Origin of the sequence: Clostridium felsineum DSM 794, from assembly GCF_002006355.2 — a bacterium.
GTDB classification, from domain to species: Bacteria; Bacillota; Clostridia; order Clostridiales; family Clostridiaceae; genus Clostridium_S; species Clostridium_S felsineum.
The window spans coordinates 3,000,463-3,020,011 of sequence record NZ_CP096980.1 but is presented as its reverse complement, the minus strand read 5'-3'; the positions used below and the strand labels follow the sequence as shown (position 1 = coordinate 3,020,011).

Annotated in this window: 19 protein-coding genes; 18 read left to right on the top strand and 1 reads right to left on the bottom strand. The window is 28.6% G+C overall.

Annotation, left to right across the window (positions count from 1 at the left end):
• The 14 genes from rfbD (at position 1) to CLFE_RS14220 (ending at position 11,904) form a co-directional block, all read left to right on the top strand.
• Complete coding sequence (rfbD, locus tag CLFE_RS14285; protein ID WP_077892901.1) at positions 1-843, top strand: dTDP-4-dehydrorhamnose reductase; 843 nt, start codon at positions 1-3, stop codon at positions 841-843.
• A gap of 87 nt (positions 844-930) precedes the next feature.
• Positions 931-2,349, top strand: a complete 1,419-nt coding sequence (locus CLFE_RS14280; protein WP_077892902.1) for a flippase — start codon at positions 931-933, stop codon at positions 2,347-2,349.
• A gap of 4 nt (positions 2,350-2,353) precedes the next feature.
• Positions 2,354-3,487, top strand: coding sequence for a glycosyltransferase (locus CLFE_RS14275; protein ID WP_077892903.1), 1,134 nt, complete (start codon positions 2,354-2,356; stop codon positions 3,485-3,487).
• Positions 3,480-4,391, top strand: coding sequence for a glycosyltransferase family 2 protein (locus CLFE_RS14270; protein ID WP_077833873.1), 912 nt, complete (start codon positions 3,480-3,482; stop codon positions 4,389-4,391). The genes CLFE_RS14275 and CLFE_RS14270 overlap by 8 nt, the downstream gene beginning before the upstream one ends.
• A gap of 125 nt (positions 4,392-4,516) precedes the next feature.
• Positions 4,517-5,080: a nitroreductase family protein gene (locus tag CLFE_RS14265; protein WP_077892904.1), complete on the top strand. Its 564-nt coding sequence runs from the start codon at positions 4,517-4,519 to the stop codon at positions 5,078-5,080.
• A gap of 167 nt (positions 5,081-5,247) precedes the next feature.
• Positions 5,248-5,883, top strand: a complete 636-nt coding sequence (locus CLFE_RS14260) for a cyclodeaminase/cyclohydrolase family protein (protein ID WP_077892905.1) — start codon at positions 5,248-5,250, stop codon at positions 5,881-5,883.
• Positions 5,884-5,909: 26 nt separating this feature from the next.
• Entirely contained in the window at positions 5,910-7,655 is a 1,746-nt protein-coding gene (locus CLFE_RS14255) for an Eco57I restriction-modification methylase domain-containing protein (RefSeq protein ID WP_077892906.1), read from the top strand.
• Positions 7,656-7,831: 176 nt separating this feature from the next.
• Positions 7,832-8,167, top strand: coding sequence for an anti-sigma F factor antagonist (spoIIAA, locus tag CLFE_RS14250; RefSeq protein ID WP_077892907.1), 336 nt, complete (start codon positions 7,832-7,834; stop codon positions 8,165-8,167).
• Positions 8,168-8,180: 13 nt separating this feature from the next.
• Positions 8,181-8,615 carry an anti-sigma F factor gene (gene spoIIAB / locus CLFE_RS14245; RefSeq protein ID WP_077850749.1) on the top strand — a complete coding sequence of 145 codons (435 nt, stop codon included), beginning with the start codon at positions 8,181-8,183 and terminating at the stop codon, positions 8,613-8,615.
• A gap of 32 nt (positions 8,616-8,647) precedes the next feature.
• Positions 8,648-9,406 (top strand): RNA polymerase sporulation sigma factor SigF, encoded by a 759-nt coding sequence (gene sigF, locus CLFE_RS14240; protein WP_077833912.1) that lies wholly within the window; start codon positions 8,648-8,650, stop codon positions 9,404-9,406.
• 94 nt (positions 9,407-9,500) lie between these two features.
• Positions 9,501-9,959: a stage V sporulation protein AC gene (gene spoVAC, locus CLFE_RS14235; RefSeq protein ID WP_077892908.1), complete on the top strand. Its 459-nt coding sequence runs from the start codon at positions 9,501-9,503 to the stop codon at positions 9,957-9,959.
• 10 nt (positions 9,960-9,969) lie between these two features.
• The gene (spoVAD, locus tag CLFE_RS14230; RefSeq protein WP_077833866.1) at positions 9,970-10,998 is read left to right on the top strand and encodes a stage V sporulation protein AD; all 1,029 of its coding nucleotides are present in this window, start codon (positions 9,970-9,972) and stop codon (positions 10,996-10,998) included.
• Entirely contained in the window at positions 10,991-11,356 is a 366-nt protein-coding gene (gene spoVAE, locus CLFE_RS14225) for a stage V sporulation protein AE (protein WP_077833865.1), read from the top strand. Before spoVAD ends, spoVAE begins: the two co-directional genes overlap by 8 nt.
• Complete coding sequence (locus CLFE_RS14220) at positions 11,353-11,904, top strand: stage V sporulation protein AE (RefSeq protein ID WP_077833864.1); 552 nt, start codon at positions 11,353-11,355, stop codon at positions 11,902-11,904. The genes spoVAE and CLFE_RS14220 overlap by 4 nt, the downstream gene beginning before the upstream one ends.
• 34 nt (positions 11,905-11,938) lie before the next feature.
• On the opposite strand, the gene CLFE_RS14215 is transcribed toward CLFE_RS14220, so the two are convergent.
• Positions 11,939-14,320: a PBP1A family penicillin-binding protein gene (locus CLFE_RS14215; RefSeq protein ID WP_077892909.1), complete on the bottom strand. Its 2,382-nt coding sequence runs from the start codon at positions 14,318-14,320 to the stop codon at positions 11,939-11,941.
• Positions 14,321-14,625: 305 nt separating this feature from the next.
• On the opposite strand from CLFE_RS14215, the gene yunB reads away from it, so the two are divergent.
• The 4 genes from yunB to CLFE_RS14195 all read left to right on the top strand — a co-directional run bounded on the left by yunB (position 14,626) and on the right by CLFE_RS14195 (position 19,543).
• Entirely contained in the window at positions 14,626-15,228 is a 603-nt protein-coding gene (gene yunB, locus CLFE_RS14210) for a sporulation protein YunB (protein ID WP_242951827.1), read from the top strand.
• Positions 15,229-15,426: 198 nt separating this feature from the next.
• Positions 15,427-17,208 carry a GTPase HflX gene (gene hflX, locus CLFE_RS14205; RefSeq protein ID WP_077892910.1) on the top strand — a complete coding sequence of 594 codons (1,782 nt, stop codon included), beginning with the start codon at positions 15,427-15,429 and terminating at the stop codon, positions 17,206-17,208.
• A gap of 21 nt (positions 17,209-17,229) precedes the next feature.
• Positions 17,230-18,126: a nucleotidyltransferase domain-containing protein gene (locus CLFE_RS14200; protein ID WP_077850753.1), complete on the top strand. Its 897-nt coding sequence runs from the start codon at positions 17,230-17,232 to the stop codon at positions 18,124-18,126.
• Between the two features lie 13 nt (positions 18,127-18,139).
• Positions 18,140-19,543, top strand: a complete 1,404-nt coding sequence (locus tag CLFE_RS14195; protein WP_077892911.1) for an aminotransferase-like domain-containing protein — start codon at positions 18,140-18,142, stop codon at positions 19,541-19,543.
• Positions 19,544-19,549: the final 6 nt, after the last annotated feature.

Sequence of the window (19,549 nt, the reverse complement as noted above, 5' to 3'; positions counted from 1 at the left end):
ATGAAAATACTTATAACAGGAGCAAATGGCCAATTAGGAAGAGAAATACAAAAGCAATTAAAAGGAAGAGATGTAGAAGTTATACCTACAGATGTACAAGATTTAGATATAACTGATGTTTTGGCTGTAAATAAGTTTTTTGAAGAAAAAAGGCCAGAGGTTGTAATCAATTGTGCGGCTCATACTGCAGTAGATAAATGCGAGGAACAATATGATTTAGCCTACAAAATAAACGCTATAGGACCTAAAAATCTTGCAGCAGCAGCGTACAATGTTGGAGCTGAAATAGTGCAAATTTCAACAGATTATGTTTTTGACGGAGAAGCAAAAGCTCCTATATGCGAATTTGATGAAGAGAACCCTCAGTCAGCTTATGGAAAAACTAAGCTTGAAGGAGAAAAGTTTGTAAAAGCATTAAATCCTAAATATTACATAGTCAGAACAGCATGGCTTTATGGAGATGGAAATAATTTTGTTAAGACAATGATAAGTCTTGGAAAAAATCATGATGAACTTAAAGTTGTACATGACCAAGTTGGAACACCTACAAGCACAGTAGATTTAGCTAGGGTAGTACTTAAGCTAGTGGATGAGAAGAATTATGGAACATTCCATTGTACTTGTAAGGGGGTATGTTCTTGGTATGACTTTGCAGTAGAAATATTTAGATTAACAGGAATAGATGTAAAAGTAAATCCATGTACTACAGAAGAATTCCCAAGACCAGCTAAAAGGCCAAAATATTCAGTACTTAGAAATTATATGCTTGAGCTTACAACAGGAGATATAACAAGAGATTGGAAAGAATCTTTAAAGGAATATATAGAATTACTTCAAAAGTAAAAAAAATATATATAATATGAACCACTTAACTCCATGTATATTAAGTGAGAAGGTTAAGTGGTTTCATTATACATAAGGATGGTTTTTATGAATAAAGTAGCTAAAAATTTCTTTTCAATGGGTTTTTCCACTCTGGTAGCACAATTTTTTACTTTTTTTACAGGTACTTATGCGGCACATGTATTGGGAAAATCAGGTTTTGGAGATATAACAACAGTACAGGCTATTTTACTGTACTTTTCCATTGTTGTATTATTTGGTCTTCAAACTTATGGAACAAGAGAAATTTCTAAAAATAAAGATAATATTAAAGATATTGTTGGAGAAATAACACTTTTTAGAATAATAGTCTTTTTAATTAGTTTTCTTATTATATTACTATTAGCTGTAGTTTTGTCTTTCAATTCTAAAAGTATAGCTTGGTTATTGGTTTTGTATAGTGTAACGCTTCTACCAAATGCATTATGCATAGACTGGGTTTATAATGGTATTCAAGAAATGAAATATAATGCAGTATATAATGTGTTAAAAAGCCTAATACCATTTATTTTAATAGTTTTGTTCTTAAAAAATCCATCCCAGATTAATTATTATGCTATTTTTACAGTAGTGGGACTTTTAATTGCAACTATTTATCAGTTTTATGTGTATTTTTTTAGAGAAAAGTTAAAAGTTAATTTGAAAATAAGCCTTAAAGGAATAAAGAAGTATTCTGTATATGGCTGGCCGTTTTTAGTAGCAGGTGTTCTTGCAACAATAAATGTCAATGTTGATAGAATTGTAATAAGATTTTCTTGGGGAAGTTCTATTGCAGGAATATATGCATCGGCATATTATGTAATATCGTTTTTAACAAATATTGTGACTATAATATTTGGAGTAGTGTTTCCACTTATGATAAGGTATTTTAATGAAAAAGACACCACTGCTTTAGGTGATTTAATTAAGAATGTTTCAAAAGTAATAATAGCAGTAATTGTTCCTATAGTTTTTGGTGGAATCATTTTATCAAAGGAAATAATAATATTGTTATTTGGAAATACCTATGAAAGTGCATATATGCCATTTTCAATACTTTTAATATATAGTCTTATATTGTTCATTAGAGAGATATATGCATATGGACTAAATGCCTTTAATATGGAAAAAAAATATTTAAAAGCAGTAGTTGTATCATCTTTGTTCAATCTAATTGTAAATTTGATTCTTACACCTAAATTTGGTATGAATGTGGCAGCGTTAATTACTGTTATATCTGAAGTTATTACTATTTTAATTATGAAATATTATTCGGATAAAGTAATTAAAGTTTCAAAGTACACATTATTTTTAAAAATATTAGTTCCATGTATGGCAATGTCTTTAGTTACATATATATTGAAATATTTTAATGTGAATATTATTTTTAATATAGTAATAAGTGCGCTTATTTATTTGGTTTTTATTATCTTATTTAGATATTTTACAGTTGCGGATATAAAAAAATTTGCTGTGAGAAAGAGTTGATTTTATGAAATATTGTGTGCTTTATCCTGAAGCAAAGAATGTTCATTTAATAAAAGATGTAGGTATGCTTGCCTATAAGCTTAATAAACTTTACAATGTAGATTCATGTGTGGCATGTTATAATAATGATAAGTACGAGTATCTTGAAAGTGAAGTAAAAGGATTAAAAATTCATTTTATAGAAAGAAAGCATAAGCATTTTATAAATATATTTAAGTACTTAAAGAAAGAAGCAAGAAATATAGATGTGCTTCAAATATTTCATGTCACATTTAAGTCTGTTGTATATGCATTTTTATATAAATTTTTTAATAAGAAAGGTACCATATTCTTGAAATTAGATTGTTCTAATGAACTTGTAGTAAAACTTCAAAATTTAAAGTTTTTTGAAAGAATTATTTTAAATTCCTATTTTAAAAAAGTTGATATAATAGGAGTAGAACAGGAAGATATATTTGAAAAATTCCAAAATATACTTCCAACTTATAAAGGTAAATTGCTTAATGTTTCGAACGGATTGGATTTTGATAAATCAATTTTTGAAAAAGATGTTGATTATAGTACTAAGGAAAATATAATTATAACAGTAGGAAGAATAGGAAGTCCTGAAAAATCTATGGACACTCTTATAAATGCATTTAAAGACATTAATAAAGAAATTAGATCTAATTGGAAGCTTATATTTGTAGGACCTATTGATGAAAAGTTTAAGGGATATATCAAAGAATTTTTTTCAAAATATGCTGGTGAAAAAAAGTATATTGAATTTAAAGGACCGATTTATAATAGAACTGAGCTTTTTGAAGAGTATAGGAAGGCAAAAATATTTTGCTTAACATCTGAATATGAAAGTTTTGCTTTTTCATTAATTGAAGCTGGAGCATTTGGAGATGTAATAGTATCTACAGATGTTGGAATAGCTTCTGAAATAATTAAGAATAGTAATGGAGAATTGATTCCGTTTAAAGATTCAAAAGTACTTACTGAAATACTTACTAAAATGATAAAGAGTAATAAACTTAAAATATTTGGAGAAAGCACTGAAAAGTTTGTGAGAAAAAAGTATAGTTGGAACAAGATTACAGAGATTTTATATAAAAAGATAACTGAAATAAGAGGTAAGAGTGTAAATGATTAAAAATCCTAAAATATTTATAATAATCTTAAATTATAACGCTTATGAAGATACTATAGAATGTATAAAAAGTGTAGAGGACATAGAATACGATAATTATGAAATTGTGTTAGTAGATAATTGTTCTACAGATGATTCTTATATGAAGTTAAAAGAAAAATTACCTTCATATAATATAATAGAATCCGAGAAAAATCTTGGCTATGCAAATGGAAATAATATAGGCATAAAATATGCACTAAAAAATGATGCGGAATACATATGTATACTAAATAATGACGTTGTAGTTGAAAAAGATTTTTTGAGTAGATTAGTTGAAAAGATACAAGAAAAAAGTGACATTGGTATAGTTGGATCTTGTATATGTGATTATTATAAAAAGGATATTATTCAAGGAATGGGAGCGCATATAAATTTGTGTTTTGCAGCTGCTAGAAGATACTTTAAGGGTAAAAATTACAATGACATAGAAAAGAAAGATATTTATGTAGATTATTTAGAAGGAGCATGTTTTTTAGTCAAGAGAGAGATTTTTGAAAAAGTGGGATTGATTCCTGAAAATTACTTTCTATTTTTTGAAGAGACAGAATTCTGTGTTAAAGCCATACAAGCAGGATATAAAATTTTATGCGTTTATGGAAGTAGAATTTATCATAAGGGATCAGCTACTATAAATAAATTTGGAAGTCTTTCTTATGCATATTTAAATAGGAATAGAGTTATATTTGTAAGAAGAAATTCTAAGGTATATCAAAGACTAATATTTGGATTATACATATACATTGAGGCTATAGGGAGAATAATTCTACGAAAAGAGCCATTAGCACTATTCAAATATATATTAGAGGGTTTTAAAAGTGATAAAAATACACTAGATATTATAGATATAAAAAAATATGTAAAATAAAAAGTAAAATTCCTAAGTTAAAAAATGTAAACTTAGGAATTTTACTTTTGTATAAAAGATACTTAAATAAAAGTACATAAAAATTTTTGCTTTACACAAAATATATTCGAAAGGAGTGTGAGTTTATGGATTTTTATAAAGTAATAAAGTCTAGAGTAAGTACGAAGAAATTTAAAAATGTTCCTGTGGCTACTCCTAAATTAGATAATATGCTTAATGCTGCCATGATGGCACCTTCGTGGAAAAATAAAACATCATATAGCTTGATTGTTGTAGATGATGAAAGTAAAAAGAATGCAGTTGCAAATTTGATTATAAATAGTGATGAAGAAGCTAAAAATGCTGTAAAGGATGCTCCTATTTTAGCTATTATAGTTGGAGATCCAAGTGAATCTGGTCATATAAATGGAAAAGAATACTATTTAGTGGACAGTGCTATTGCTATGGAACACTTTGTTCTGGCAGCTGCAAATGAGGGATATGGTACTTGTTGGATTGCTTCCTTTGATGAGCAAAAGGTAAAAGAAGAACTTAGAATTCCAGAAAAGTACTCTATAGTTGCAATGACACCAGTAGGTGAGGTAGAGCAGTCAAAAGCTCATTATGAGGCAAAGGATATAGAAAATCATATTTTTAGAAACTATTGGAGTATGCCATATTCAGAAAAGAAACATCTTGTCATGAAATAATAAATAAGAGCAGGAGTTTTTAATTACACTCCTGCTCCTATTTTCATCAAATATACTTTTTTTATTAGTAAAACGTGATACAATATAAATTAAAAACATAATTATAGTTTTTATGGAAAAGTGACAAAATAATATAGGGATTTGTATAAATGTATTGGAGGGACATTATGTTAGAAAATATATCAGTAAAAGAATTTATAAAAGAACTTGCGTCTGAGAAGCCAACTCCCGGAGGTGGTGGGGCAGCAGCACTTTCAGCAGCACTTTCAGCAGCTTTAAATTGTATGGTACTTAATTTTACTGTAGGTAAAAAGAAGTATAATGATTATGATGAAGAAATAAAAAAAATGATAAAAGAGAGTTTGAAAAAATCAGACAAGCTCAAAGATTATTTTTTGACAGGAATAGATAGAGATGCAGAGGCTTTTTCAAAAATAATAAAAAGTTATAAGCTTCCAAAGGATACTGAGGAGGAAAAAATATATAGACATGAGTCCATACAAGAAGCTTCAAAATTTGCAGCAGAGGTGCCAGAGAATATAGCTCAAAATGTAAATGAGCTTTTTGAACTGATTTTGATTTCGGCAAAATATGGTAATAAAAATTTAATAACTGATGCAGCAGCAGCAGCAATAATGGCAGATGCAGCTATAGAAACGTCAATATTAAATATAAAAATAAATATAGGTTCTATAAATGATATTAAAACGAAAGAAAAATTAGAAAAAAGTTGTAGAAATTTAATTAAAAGTAGTAAAGAGTGGAAAGAGAAAATATTAAGTGAAGTATATTTAAATATATAGCGGATATAATTAAAGTTGGAGAAAATATGATAGATGAATTTTTAAGTAAAATAAATAATATATATAATGAAATAAGAGGCACTTTAAATAAAGAAGAAAAAATAGAAATCATAAATAAGTGTAAATCAGATTTACTTATAGAGGATAGTTTTTCTGAAACATACTATAATTTTATAGCGAAAAAGAAAGAAAGAGGAGTGGTATATACTCCTCTTGAAATATCAAATTACATAATAAATAATACTATTAAGGAAGAAGAAATAATAAAAAATCCATTTTTGAAAATAGTAGATCCTGCATGTGGATGTGGAAACATAATAATACCATGTTTTATGTATTTAAAAAATATATACGTAAAAAATTTAGATAAAATAAATGATTTAAACAATTTAACACTAAAAAAAGATAATATAAATAATCATATAATAAAGTATAATTTGTTTGGTTATGATGTTGATTTAAACGCAATAAAAGTACTTAATATAGATTTATTTTATAAAACTCAATGCTTTTCAAATAATTTTTTATGCAGAGATTTCCTTTTGGATGATATAACAAATAAATTTGATGTCTTTTTAAGTAATCCACCCTATGTAGGATTAAAGGCAATAGATAAAAATTATTCAATAGTATTAAAAAGTATGTATCCATCTTATAAAGATAAGGGGGATATATCATATTGTTTCTTTGAAAAATCCATAACATGCTTAAAAAAGAATGGAAAACTTGGATTTATAACTTCAAGATATTTTTTAGAATCTCAAAGTGGTGAAGAGCTTAGAGGAATTTTAGCTGAAAGCTGTAGTATATATAAAATCGTTGACTTTTATGGAATTAGGCCATTTAAAAATGCAGGTATAGATGCAGTAATGATTTTTTTAAATAATGGCAAAAATTCTGAGCAAAGTACAGAAGTAATAAAACCAAAGGTCATGAAGAATAGCAAAAAGGAAGAATTTTATTCTTCGCTTTTCTATGGACATAAAGAAGGTATTGAAAAATTTTATGTCAATATGAAAGCATTAGATAAAGGTAGATGGATACTTAGAAATAATGAGGAAATCAGTATAATAAACAAAATTGAAAAAAATAGTGTATTAACATTAAATGATGTTTGTATTAGTTACCAAGGAATAATCACTGGATGTGATAAAGCATTCATAATAGATAAAGAAACAATATTAAGAGAGAAAATAGAAGAAGAAATAATAAGACGATGGATTAAAAACAAAAATGTAAGAGAAAACAAAGTGACTGAAAGTGATTTGTATATAATATATTCAGATTTTATTGATGAAGTATCCAAATATCCTAATGCTATAAACTATATTAGCAAGTATAAAGATAAGCTTGAAATGAGACGTGAATGTAAGAAAGGCATAAGAAAGTGGTATCAACTACAGTGGGGGAGAAAAAGTCAGGTGTTTGAAAAAAAGAAGATAATTTTTCCTTATAAGGCTTCTCAAAATAGATTTGCAATAGACAAGAAGAGTTATTTTAGTGCAGATGTATATTGTCTTGTTTTAAAAGATAATAGTAAATTTACTTATGAATATTTAATAAACATATTAAACAGTAAAACTTACGAATTTTATTTTAAAACCTTTGCTAAAAAGCTTGGAGAAAATATATATGAGTATTATCCAAATACGCTTATGAAATTATGTATTCCAGATATCTTAATGAATACTAATAAGTTTGATGAAGAAACGCTTTATAAAAAGTTTGATTTTACTAAAAAAGAAATAGGTATAATACATAACCTAACTTAAAGAAAAATCGGGATAATTAATTTTTATTCCGATTTTTTTTTTGAGATAAGTGAATAAAAAAGAAATAAACTGGCAAAAATACAAATATAAACTTATTATATAAAAAAAGGAATTTGGATAAGCATATAGAATAAATAGTTAGTACAAGTGATTTATATTTTCAGGGGGAATTGATTATGAATTTGGATTTTAAGGATATCGATGGTAAACTTGTAGTATCTATAATTGGAGAATTAGATCATCATAGCTCAGAAGAAATTAGAAATAAAATAGATGATCATATAAAATTCAAAGGATATAAGAATGTAATTTTAGATTTTTCTAATGTTACATTTATGGACAGCTCAGGAATTGGAGTGGTAATAGGAAGATACAAAAAGCTCACATCATTCGGTGGTAATATATGTGTAGTTGGACCAAAAGAATCTGTCAAAAGAATTTTTGAGTTGTCTGGAATGCTTAAGATAATAAACATTTATGCCAGTTTAGATAAAGCTGTCAGAAATATTTAATGGGGGGATTTCAATGTTAGAAAATAAAATGGAACTAAAATTTTTAGCAAAATCTGAAAATGAAAGTTTTGCACGAGTTACTGTAGCAGCTTTTGCTTCACAACTTGATCCAACATTAGAAGAAATTGAAGATGTAAAAATGGCGGTATCTGAAGCAGTTACAAATTCGATTATTCATGGATATGAGAACAAAGGGGGAATAGTGACTATAGTATCATCAATAAAAGATAGAGAATTGACTATTGAAGTTATAGACGAAGGAATAGGAATTGAAAATATAGAAAAGGCAATGGAACCCCTGTATACATCAAGGCCGGATTTAGAAAGATCTGGAATGGGATTTACAGTTATGGAGAGTTTTATGAATAATGTAAAAGTTGAATCGGAAAAAGGGAAGGGAACCAGGATTACAATGAAAAAGAAATTTGATATTGTTGAATCAGATTAATGGAGGAGGGAAATAGCGGGGAAGCTAATGTTATGGGAAAAGAAAATACTTTAAAAAAAGAAGAGCATAATTATAACGATAACGAGAAATTGATAAAAAGTGTTCAAGAAGGAAACAAAGAAGCTTTAAATAAAATTATAGAAAACAATCTTCCTCTAGTATCGGCTATAAGTAGAAAATTTTTAAATAGAGGTTACGAGTATGATGACATTTTTCAAATAGGTTGTATGGGGCTTGTAAAAGCCGTTAACAATTTTAATTCGGAATATAAAGTTAAATTTTCTACTTATGCAGTTCCCATGATTATGGGTGAAATAAAGAGATTTTTAAGAGATGATGGTATAATAAAAGTTAGTAGAAGTGTAAAAAGTACGGCAAGACAACTTCACTATGATAGAGAAAAACTAGTAAAAAAGTTAAACAGAGAACCTACAATAGAAGAACTGTCTGAATTTTCGGGAATAGATAAAGAAGAGATAATAATGGCAACAGAATCAACCACGAGTATGCAATATTTATATGATGTTGTTCATCAAGATGATGGTTCACCTGTGCTTTTAATAGATAAATTAAGTGAACCATATTCAGAAGATTCGGAAGTTATAGATAAGATTGTACTTAAGCAGATTATAAAAAATTTAGATAAAAAATCGAAACAAATAATAATGCTTAGATATTTTAAGGATAAAACTCAAACACAGGTTGCTAGTATGCTTGGAATAAGCCAAGTTCAAGTTTCGAGAATAGAGAAAAGAATATTGAAAGCTATAAGGGAAAAGCTAACTAAATAGTATGCACAATTAAGTGTATACTATTTTTTTGTTTAAAAAATAAGTTAAGTGCAAACACTAGAAATAAATAAAACATATAAGGAGTGAAAAATACATGGAGGTACCAGAGGAGAAAATTAAAACTGATTTTAATAATTTAGCCAAAGCTGCAAAACCAAAACCTAATACCTTAAAGAATTGTATAGGTGCATTCTTAATAGGAGGAATAATTTGTGATGTAGGTCAATTTATTTCTGATATTTTTTCAAGATATGGTGTACCAGCTGAGGATTTAAGCATGTACACGTCTACAACACTTATATTTATAGGAGCCTTTTTAACAGGTATAGGTATATACGATAAAATCGCAAATATAGCAGGTGCAGGAAGTATAGTTCCTATAACAGGTTTTGCAAATTCAATAGTTGCTCCAGCTATAGAGTTTAAAAAAGAGGGATTTGTTTTTGGTGTAAGTGCTAAAATGTTTACAATAGCAGGACCAGTACTTGTATATGGATTAAGTTCTTCAGTTATTGTTGGGATAATATACTATCTAATTAATTTAATGAAATAGGGTGACTAATTTGAAAAAGAGATTGGGTTCTCAAACAGTAAGAATTGACAGTAAACCAAGAATAATTTCGGCAGTATCTATGGTAGGTCCTAAAGAAGGTAATGGACCACTTAAAGATTATTTCGATATAATCTTAAGTGATGATATGAATGGAGAAGAGAGCTTTGAAAAGGCAGAAAGTAATATGCTATATACAGTAATTACAGAGGTTATAAAGAAATCAAATTTAACTGAAAAGGATATAGATTATTTATTTGCAGGAGATCTTTTAAATCAAATTACATCTTCAAGTTTTGCTGCAAGGGATGTAAAAATACCGTTTTATGGACTATATGGAGCATGTTCTACAATGACGGAATCATTGAGTATTGCAGCAATGATTATGGATGGTGGGTTTGCAGATTATACAGTAGCAGCTACCTCATCTCATTTCTCGGCTGCTGAAAGACAATTTAGGTATCCACTTGAATATGGAAGTCAAAGAAAGCCATATGCACAGTGGACTGTAACGGGAGCAGGGGCAATGCTTCTTGGAAGACAAGGAAATTTTCCTTACATAACGTTTGTAACAGCAGGTAAGGTTAAAGATTATGGTATAACAAGTCCTGATAGTATGGGAGAAGCAATGGCACCGGCAGCTGTAGATACTATAAAACAGCATTTTCAAGATACAGGTAGAACCCCACAGGATTATGATGTTATAGCTACAGGTGACCTTGGAACAGTTGGAAAAAAGATAACGGAAGAACTCTTAAAAAAAGAGTATGGATATGATATGAGTAATGTTTATATAGATTGTGGAGAAAAAATATTTGACTGCGATGAACAGGATACGAATTCAGGAGGAAGTGGTTGTGGATGTTCAGCAGTTGTAGATTGTGGATATATATATAAGAATATGCTTAATGGAAAAATAAAGAAAGCTCTTCTAATATCCACAGGAGCACTTATGAGTACAACTTCAAATCTTCAGGGTGAATCTATACCGGGAATTGCACACGCTGTTTCTATTGAGTTTGGAGGGATGAAAAATGAGTAATTATATATTATCTTTTTTAGTTGGAGGAGCCATGTGTGTTATTGTACAAATACTAATGGATAAGTTCTCCATAACACCAGCTATGATACTTGTTTCTCTTGTTACTATAGGAGTAATATTAGGAGCGCTCGATATATATGATGTTATTGTTAAATATGGTAAAGCTGGTGCTACAGTGCCTCTTCCTGGTTTTGGATATTCTCTTGCAAAAGCAACCATTAGAGAGGTAGACAAAGATGGAATTATAGGAGCATTTACAGGTGGTATAAAAGGTACAGCAGCAGGAATTACTGGAGCAGTATTTTTTGGATATTTAATGGCTTTATTATTTAACTCAAAAACGAAAAATTATAAATGAAACATAAAATTATAATATTAACAGATGGAGATAAAATTGCTAAAAAGGCTGCTGAGAGGGTAGCTAAAAATATAAATGGACGTTGTATTTCTATTTCAAGCGGTAATCCAAGTAAAATTAACGGAGAGGAAGTTATAAAGCTTATTAAATGTGCAAAAGAAGATCCTACAATCATAATGGTAGATGACCGAGGTGATATAGGACGTGGAAATGGAGAAAAAATAATACAAACAATTATAAAAAGTCAAGAAGTAATATTAATGGGAATAGTAGCAGTGGCATCAAATTCTGCTGGAAGTGGTATAAGAGTTGACTATTCAATAGATAAATGGGGAAATATTATAAAACATGCTGTGGATAAGTATGGAAACGAAAAGGATAATAGAATAATTATAGGGGATACAATAAATACCATAAATCCTAATGATGTACCTGTAATTATTGGGATAGGAGATCCTGGAAAGATGGATGGCAATGATGATTTAAGTAAAGGATGCCCAATACTTACAGCAGCAGTAAAGCTAATTATTAATAGTTATGAAAAATAAAAATAGGCTGTGCAAGATCTTGCACAGCCTATTTTTATTTATTGTTAGTTTGATTTTGGCTATTTTGTGTATTGGTATTAGTATTAGTAGTATTGGTATCAGTATTAGTAGAAGGTGTAGGGGTAACAGGTGGTTGGTTAGAGTTATTAGGTTCAGTAGTATTAGGTACTGTAGTATTAGTTGCATTGTTATTAGTAGTATTTGGGTTAGTAACATTGTTATTAGGTGCAGCTTGAGTGTTAGTACTTGGCACTGTAGTATTAGTAGTATTAGTATTGTTATTTGCATTAGTTGTAGTCTTCGAAGGCTGTTCATCTTCACTTAAATTAGATGGACTAGTACCGTCTATATAGTAAGAATCACCTATCTTAGTTACGCCACCTGGTACTTCGATATCTTTAACGGTTAAGCTAGCATTAGCCATTTTCATTATTTCTCCCCATATTTCAGCAACATCATTACTTCCTAAGCTAAGTTTAGATGGCTTATCATTTCCAACCCAAACAGCAGCAGAATAATATGGAGTTAAACCACAAAACCATAAGTTTTTAGAATCTGAAGCAGTACCTGTTTTACCAGCAACTGGCATATCACCAAAGTTAGCGTTACTACCAGTACCACCTGAGCTAACTGGGCCTTTTAATAAATCATACATTATGTAGGCAGCTTGAGGTGAGATAACCTTTTTAGTTGAGTAAGTATTTTCTAAAAGTACTTTTCCTGTTTTGTCTATGACTTTTCTATATAATTTAGGATCTGAATATAATCCATTATTTCCAAATACACCATAAGCGGCAGCCATAGTAGTGGTATTAGATCCACCAATTTCACCAAGTGATAAGGCTGCAATACTACCTTTGTCTTTATTATTTAAATTAAGACCAAATTTTTCACCGTAAGAAGCTCCTGTTGAAAGACCAAGTTTATCCTCTAATTTTATTGCTACAAGGTTTATTGAGTTTTTCATGGCAGTTTTTAAATTTACTGGACCCATAAAATTGTAGTCATCATTATGAGGATTATATGGAGTTCCATTGGAACCATATTTTTCAGCAACATCAGCTGAAAGTGGAGAATCGTTAATCATGGTGTCTTCTGTAGCTAGTTTAGTATCTATTGCTGGAGCATAAACTGTAAGAGGTTTTATACTAGAACCTACAGAACGTAGATAACTACTAGAGTCTGCTCTATTAAAGGAAGTAGGAGGTTGATCGCCTCTACCACCAACAATAGCTTTTATTTCTCCTGTATGATAGTCAAATAAAGTGGCAGCAGCTTCTGGTTGAACTATATTATATTTGTCAGAGTAAGATACACTTTTTAATGTATTGTTATTATTAATTATAGATTGAACATTATTTTGCATGTTAGTGTTCATAGTAGTATATATTTTAAGTCCACCATCTCGAAGCAGAGAATCTATTTCTTCATCAGTGTAATGATACTGAGATTTTAAATCTTGCTTTACTTGGTTTACGACTGGTATAGAAAACCATTCGTAAGTGTATTTATTAGCTATTTTTTGCTGTGAAAAAGCTAATTTGTTGCTATTAAGATCATTTATAGCATTTTGGTAAGTTGCAAAATCTATGTAATTATTTTGTCTCATCTTATATAAAACTAGCTTTGTTCTATCTAAATATATATTTGGATTTTTAGCTGCATTACCATAGAACGGATAGTATGCAGATGGACTTTGTGCAAGTCCTGCAATAAATGCACATTCTATCAAATTTAAATCTTTAGCGCTTTTGTTAAAATATTGCCTTGATGCAGCCTCTACTCCATTGGCTTGACCACCAAGAAAAATTGTATTCATGTATGCTTCAAGTATTTGGGATTTGCTTAATTTGTTTTCAAGTTCTATAGATAAATAAGCTTCTTGAATTTTTCTTTTAAATGAAAGTCTATTCGCTATTGAATCATTTAAAAACATTCTATTTTTTATGAGCTGCTGAGTTATAGTTGATGCACCTTGAATATTATTTTGTTTGTGAAGCTTTGATTTTATATCATTGTAAAAAGCCCCTAGTATTCTTTTAGTATCTATACCGTTATGTTTATAAAAACGTTCATCTTCAATGCTTACAAAGGCATTTGATAAATTTTTTGGTATATCATTTATACTTACAACATAACGTTTTTGACTTGTTACAACAGTATCCATTGCATTATTGTTGTCATCATATAATTGCGAAGGCTGATCCAAATTTAATATTGTACCATTTACATCTAAGTTTGGAGCCGTTTTTATTACTGCAAATATAACCCCAGCAGCAGCCACGGATAATAAAATAAAAAGGCAAAACAGAACAGTAAATAGTTTTTTAAAGAAGCCAAACTTCTTTTTTTTCTTCACTTTTTTTGTTCTTTTAACAGATCTATTTTTACTGTTAGTCTTAATATTATCAGACATAACTTCCTCCTTAAAAGTATTAAACTATGTTGAATAATTATACCACACATTGATATAATAACAAATTGCTATATTCTAAAACAATACTATCATTTTTGATTTGAAATAATATTTTTGTGTAGCTAACCATATTATAAACTAAAGTTAAATAATCTTCCATATAATTAATAGTTATTTAATATAAAAAAATTGTTTTGTGAAATGTTTTTTTAATAAATTAAAAAAACATTGCACAAATATGGAAAGAGGTGGTATATATTAGCGGAAAGAAATCAAAGTTAGTTATTATAATAATATTAACATTTATGTTAGTATTATTCAATAGCCTTATATATAGCTTTGATAAATTAATAACACCTGTAATAATGCAGACAGCAAATTCAGACATAAAGTCGAAAATTACCGAAATAGTAAATAAAAATATGTCAGAAGTATATAATAAGAATTATGACTATAATAAAATAATAGAAATAGAAAAAGATAATGAGGGAAATATAGTTATGATGAAAGCAAATACAGTAAAATTAAACAAATTAGCTTGTGATTTGGCATTGGAGGCTCAATATGATATTAAAAAATTAGGAGAGATAGGAATTAAAGTACCTTTAGGCTATATTTTAAAGAATAATATGTTAGCATATATGGGGCCTAAGCTTACTATTAAAGCACAGCAAATAGGAAATGTTGAAACAAGTTATGTATCAAAATTTGAAGGAGCTGGAATTAATCAAACAAGGCATACAATAATGATTTTGGTTAAAACTAAAGTAAGGGTTATGATTCCAATGTCCTATGATGATATAGAAATTAAAAATGAAATACCAGTATCAGAAACTGTAATAGTAGGCAAAATACCGAATTCGGCTTTAGGTTTAAATCTTAAAAATTCTGGATTTAATATACCTTAAATATATGTGATTTAAGATTTGTATAAATTTGCAGATAAAAATGATATAATGTATGATATATATACGTTATAATAAAGTTTACATTGTGGCTTCTAAAATATCACTACTTAATATATTCCATTCTAGATATTTTAAAAGTCAGAAGGTATTAGAAATTGCACAACTTATATATTTAACACTTAAGGAGGAACTTGAATTATGATATCAGGAAATACACAGGGAGTAAGAAACTCTTTAATTAATGAACTTGAAAAATTATATGATATGTATTCAAAAGAAAGTATTTTTACAATTGAAATTATAAATTTAATATGCAGGGTAACTAATTTAATCGAAAGAGAAATAAGTGTTGCAATTGATAGAAAAGGTAAAATTTTAAGTGTATCGATTGGAGACGCAAGGAGTGTTGAAACACCTCTTTTTAATTTAAAAGAAAGAAAATTATCAGGAATTAGAATAATACATACACATCCTAGTGGAAATCCTAGGTTTTCTGATATAGATATATCATCATTATTAAATTCCAGATTGGATGCTATAGTTGCAGTTGGAGCACTTGAAGGGAATGTTACAGGTGTCAGTATCGGATTTTGTGATGTGGAAAATAATAAAATAATTCCAAAGCTTTATAATTCTATAAGTATAGAAGAGGCTATAAATTTTAAGTTCATAGATGAAATTAATTATGCTGAAAATCATATTAGTAATTTAAAACTTGATTATGATGATTCTGAAAGGGCAATAATAGTAGGAGTAGATACTATGGAAAGTCTAGAGGAATTAAAAGAACTTGCAGATGCATGTGGAGTTTTAGCAGTTGAAAAGGTTATACAGAAAAAAGAAAAAATAGATAATGCATATTTTATAGGAAAAGGTAAAGTTGATGAGATAAGATTATTAACCCAAGTTCATCACGCAAATGTTATAATTTTTGATGATGAACTTTCTGGAGCACAAGTTAGGAATCTTGAAGAAGCCATAGGACTAAAGGTTATTGATAGAACCACATTAATATTAGAGATATTTGCAAGAAGGGCTGGATCAAAGGAGTCTAAGCTTCAAGTTGAATTAGCACAGCTTAAATACAGAATGCCAAGGCTTATGGGACTTGGAAAAGTGCTTTCAAGAACAGGTGGAGGTATAGGAACTAAAGGACCAGGTGAAAAGAAGCTAGAAATTGACAGAAGACATATAAGTGAAAGAGTGTATGAAATTCAAAAGGAATTAAGAAAGATAAAAACAACAAGACAAGTACAAAGAGAGAGAAGAGTATCCGAAAAGTTACCGTGTATTTCTCTTGTAGGATACACCAATGCCGGAAAATCAACTTTAAGAAATGCAATATGTGAAATAGCAGCACCATTGGATAGTGTAAATAAAGAAAGTGTTCTTGAAAAAGATATGCTTTTTGCAACATTAGATGTAACTACTAGAGCAATTAATCTTGTAGATGGGAGAAGAGCTGTGTTAACAGATACGGTTGGATTTGTAAGAAAACTTCCACATGATCTTGTTGAAGCCTTTAAATCTACGCTTGAAGAGGTAGTGTATTCTGATTTATTAGTGCATGTGGTTGATGCAGCTTCAGATACTTTTATGGAGCAGATAGAAGCAGTAAATGGAGTTTTAAAGGAATTGGGTGCGAGTGATAAAACTCAGATACTAGTATTAAATAAAATTGATAAACTATCAGAAGAAAAATTAAAACTTATAAAAGAACGTATAAAAGAGGAAGATATTATTGAAATATCAGCAAAAAATAAGGTTAATTTAGATTTGCTTATGAGTAAAATGGTAGAAAGAATTCCTAGCACAACTAGAGAAGTTGAATATTTAATACCATATGCTGATCAAAAGATAGCTTCATATATTCATGAAAAAGCTATTGTTAAGAAAGAAGACTTCGAAAACGAAGGAACTCATATTGTGGCAGTAGTTGATAATGAAGTTTATAATAAATGCAATGAGTATATGATGTAATTATTACTCGGGGGTGAAAATTTGGAAAACGATATATTAAAATATCAAAAAGCATATATGGCTATAGTTGAATCACTAAAGCTAAATGAAGAAGTTCTTGCTACTATGGTATTTGGAAGTATGGTATCTGGGGACTTATGGAAGGAATCTGATATAGATTTATTGGTAATAATAAAAGAAAGAATGGATAATATAAAAAATATTTATATGGAGCAAAATGGTGTGCCTATTCATATAAAACTTATGGGAAAAAGTAAATTTGTACTTCTTAACGAGAATGATATAAAGGGCGGCTTTTTTCATAGAATATTTGCGTCATCTAAATTGGTGTTTTCAAAAGATAAGGATATAACGGAAAAGTATGATAGTGGAAGATATTATCCAGATATTGATAGAGAAAAGTGGAATATGGTATATATATCAGATTTACTAAAAAGTATTGGACTATGCAAAAAATATTTAAATAATAATAGGATATACACATCCTATTATTCAGCTGTAAAATGTGTAGAAGAATTTTCAAAGTTATATATTAATTATTCTGGTTATATGATAAATAAAGATGATGTAAATATGTTAATTAATATAAATGATGATTTTAAAAATTATATAGACAAGCTATTTTTTTCAAAAGATAATGTTGAAGAAGCGATAATACAGGCAATTAAAAAAATAGAAGAATTCATAAATAAAAATATAAAATCAATCACATCTATTTTAATTGACTTTATGAGGGATAAGGACAAAAAATTAAGTGCAGAGGATATAAGTACGGATATTGTATTTAAAGAATTTTCTATAAATTTTGAGGAAATATTAAGCAAGTTATGGGAATTTAAAATAATTAGGAAAGAAACTAGAGAATATAAAATAAGAAATGGAAAAAGCCTTTGTGTGGAAAATGTATATTATTTATAAAAGGTGATTTTTAATGGAAAAGTATAAAATTTGTTTTAGAGAAGAGACACCAAAGTATATTCAAATAGCCAAAAATATAAAGAGACTTATAGATGTTGGTGAAATAATTGATGAGGAAAAACTTCCACCAATAAGGAAACTATCGGTTTTTTTGGGAGTAAATAATGATACTATAGTTAATGTGTATAAAAAGCTTCAGGGTGAGGGATACGCGTTTCTTAAAATGGGAAGCGGCACTTATGCAAAAAAAAGAGATATAAACAAAAAAATTCTTCGAGATTATTCTAATATTTTTAAGCAAATCACAAAGGAGAAATATAATGAATATGTTGATTTTGCAGAAGAGAATCCTTGTGCAGAGTTTTTTCCAGTAAACAATTTTAAAAAAGTAATAAATGAAGTACTAGATAGGGATGGGGTAGATGCGTTATCTTATGAAGAAACACTCGGATATAGGGGTCTTAGAAATAATATAAGCAAATACTTTTGGAATGAAAAGATAGATTCAGATAGAATACTTATTGTCTCTGGAGCTCAACAGGGAATAGATATAGTTTCAAAAGCTATAGTTAATGTTAATGATAATATTATAGTAGAAAAGCCAACCTATAGTGGTGCACTTTCTATATTTAAATGGAGAAGAGCGAATATATTTGAAGTGGATATGGAAAATGGCGGTATTAATATAGAGAACTTTGAAAAAATATTAAAGAAAAACAATATAAAATGTTTTTATACTATGTCTTACTTCCAAAATCCTACAGGATTATCTTATAGCTATGAAAAAAAGAAAAAAATAATAGAGCTAGCAAATAAATATGATTTCTATATTATAGAAGATGATTATCTTTCTGAAATAAAGTATGATAAAAATATTGATTATATAAGTTTTAAAGCTATAGATCAATGGGATAGAGTAATATATATAAAGAGTTTTTCTAAGATATTTTTGCCGGGAATTAGAATAGGATATCTTGTGATGCCAAGTAAAATAAAAGATCATATAGAAAATTCTAAAATAAATACGGATATATCAACCTCAAGTTTAATGCAGAGAGCTTTGGATTTATATATAAAGAATGGATATTGGAAAAATTATATAAGTGAAATAAATAATATATATAAAAGAAGATATGAATTTATGGTAAATACTTTATTAAGTGGACTAGGTAATAAGGTTCAGTTTATTAGGCCGGGTGGAGGATTTAGCCTTTACTTAAAAATAGAAGATTTTATAGAAAAAAACTGTATAGATTTATTTTATGAATGTAAAGAGAATAAAGTACTTATTACACCAGGTGTGTTTTTTTATAAAAATAGTATATGTGGTCGTAAGTATTTTAAGATTGGATTTTCTAAGACAGATGAGGAGAGAATAAAAAAGGGAATCGAGATTATAAATAGTATACTGAAATAGAAATTA